The organism is Microcystis sp. M49636_WE2 (genome assembly GCF_030065375.1).
Classification (GTDB): domain Bacteria; phylum Cyanobacteriota; class Cyanobacteriia; order Cyanobacteriales; family Microcystaceae; genus Microcystis; species Microcystis aeruginosa_C.
In genome coordinates this window covers 1-2543 of the sequence record NZ_JASJFG010000696.1, presented here as the reverse complement: position 1 = coordinate 2543, position 2543 = coordinate 1, and the positions used below count along the sequence as shown (strand labels likewise).

General features: G+C 39.9%; 3 protein-coding genes. All 3 read left to right on the top strand.

Annotation, left to right across the window (positions count from 1 at the left end; all coding sequences use genetic code 11):
- The first annotated feature begins 413 nt into the window (after positions 1 to 413).
- The gene (locus tag PX484_RS16015) at positions 414 to 992 is read left to right on the top strand and encodes a transposase (RefSeq protein WP_287667987.1); all 579 of its coding nucleotides are present in this window, start codon (positions 414 to 416) and stop codon (positions 990 to 992) included.
- 332 nt (positions 993 to 1324) lie between these two features.
- Entirely contained in the window at positions 1325 to 2119 is a 795-nt protein-coding gene (gene pgeF / locus PX484_RS16010) for a peptidoglycan editing factor PgeF (RefSeq protein WP_287667990.1), read from the top strand.
- A gap of 41 nt (positions 2120 to 2160) precedes the next feature.
- The coding region (locus tag PX484_RS16005) for a methionyl-tRNA formyltransferase (protein WP_288104711.1) at positions 2161 to 2543 on the top strand (383 nt) is incomplete at its 3' end.

Genomic DNA, 2543 nt, shown 5'->3' with positions numbered 1-2543 from the left:
TTAATCCATTTATCTAGTTCCTCGATATCTTTTTTGATTTTCTGAGCCTTGTCCATAATTAAAGTTATTAAAACATTGACTTAGATTATAGCATTTTTTTCAGAAATTGGTTTCCACGTCTCAAATGTAAATGCTATATATATTTGCGCACGGATTCCCATTATATAAAAAGTCTAAAGCAAGTCTCGCCATTTGTCAAGGGTTTTGAGAAAATCTCCCCACTTCCCAAGAGGTGAGGGAAATTGCCAGTAAGTTTGCAGGGGTAGAAAGTTTAAAGGAAGCGCTCGCAACGCGCTCGCTACGCGAGACCGAGCAGTTACAATTATTGTTATCTTCAGCTTGATCTTATTTTACTAAATAGCCAAAAACTAAAATAAGATTCCTATTTATTGTCCTGACAAGGAGATGAATAAATGAATAATTTTTCTGAGAAACACCATCGTCGTTCCTTAAGATTATCTCGCTATGATTATTCTCAATCGAGTGCATATTTCGTAACAATTTGTATTAAAAATAGTGAAAATTTATTAGGTGACATACAAGATAATGTTATGAATCTTAATCAATTTGGTCAAGTTGTTAAGGATATTTGGCATAGTTTAGATACTCGTTATAAAGAAGTTATTTTAGATGAATTTGTAATTATGCCTAATCATATTCATGGGATAATATTTATTGATAACCGAGTAGAGATAATTCATGAATTATCTCTACTGAAGGAAAGGAGAAAAATGTTGTTACCTAAAGTGATTGGTTATTTTAAAATGAACAGTGCTAAACTGATTAATCAATTGCGTGGTACTCAAGGTCAATCGGTTTGGCAAAAGAATTATTATGAACATATTATCCGTCATGAGGTTTCCTTAACGAAAATTAGAGAATATATTGTTAATAATCCTTTAAAGTGGCATCAAGATATCGAAAATCAGCAAGTCAAACCTAGTCAGGAGGAAATTGAGTTTTGGCAAAACTTCGGTAGAAAGGATTTATAATCACCGTAACAACAATTTAGTAGGGATAATTCATGAATTATCCCTACTCAGGAATGCTTTGTTTAATGCTTGTCGGGGAGAGAAATTTTCTGTCTTCATACCTTTATCCCTATCCCTAGCCAACCCGGTTTTTCAGGCTATTTTTTTCTCTCTTATCTTTGCCCAAAAACCCTATATATATGGGCGCACGGATTCCCATTATATAAAAAGTATAAAGCAAGTCTCGCCATTTGTCAAGGGTTTTAAGTAATAATCTTCCGTTGCCGTTTAGCCAAGCTCAGAACTAGGATAGGAGAGAATAAGGTATTATTGCAGCCAGAGAGGCTTAGACTGTGACCAATGTAGCGATCGATGTGGGATTAACCGAGACTTCTCTGTGGCAATGGCAAACATGGCAAGGATTGCCCTATCTTACCTGTAATCTCCTAGAGGATTGGTCCCACGGCTTTTTTACCCGTCATTATTACCCCCAAACCCCGGAAGCTTTTACGGGTGCTTTAGGGGCAAATGTACCGGTTTATCGGGTCAAACAGGTACATGGCGATCGCCTATTAAATCCCCAAGGGATTGCTAACCCAGAAATAGCCGAAGCGGATGGAATTATCACCGATGCTTCCGGTCAAGGGATTTGGGTAGCCAGTGCTGACTGTACGCCCGTACTAATAGGCGATCGCTCTACTGGTGTTGGGGTGGCGATTCATTCTGGATGGAGAGGGACCGCTAAGGGGATAGTTGTCAAAGCAGTTAAGCAGTTATTAAACTCAGGTAGTTGTTTAGATAACTTAGTCCTGGCCCTGGGGCCAGCAATTGCTGGGGAAGTCTATCAAGTCGATGGAGAAGTTGCAGCAGAAGTGGGTTTAAGTTTATTCCCTCAAGAAACCAATCCCGAGCAAATTCTGGCCAATTTATCTAACCTGTCCCCTTCCCCCTTATTTGCTGACGAGGAAAAAGGGAAAGTGCGCTTAGACGTGCGACGGGTGATTTATCATCAACTACAACAGTTAGGAATTAGGGATGAACAAATCGCGATCGCTCCTTTTTGTACCTATCAACAAGAAGAGCATTTTTTCTCCTATCGTCGGGAAAAAGCCAAAAAAATCCAATGGTCTGGCATAGTTAGTCGTTAATGATTACTGCACACTGATAACTGAAAAATACCCCTTTTCTCATGCGTATTGTTTTTTTCGGAACCCCTACTTTTGCCGTTCCCACCCTAAAAAAATTATTAGCCAATCCCGATATAGAAGTGATTGCCGTCGTTACCCAACCGGACAAGCGCCGGGGAAGGGGTAATCAATTAACCCCCTCACCGGTGAAACAAATAGCCATAGAACAGCAAATACCGGTTTTGCAGCCCAAAAGTGTGAAAAAAAATGCTAAAACCTTAAATTTTCTCAGACAATCGCGAGCGGATGCCTTTGTGGTGGTTGCCTACGGACAAATTCTCTCCCCAGAAATTCTAGAGATGCCGAGATTAGGCTGTATTAACGTTCATGGCTCAATTTTACCGAAATATCGGGGAGCAGCCCCCGTGCAGTGGTGCATCGCTAG

What these genes read in the sequence shown, in the direction of transcription:
- PX484_RS16015 (WP_287667987.1), top strand. Translation starts at nt 414, where the DNA reads ATGAATAATTTTTCTGAGAAACACCATCGTCGTTCCTTAAGATTATCT.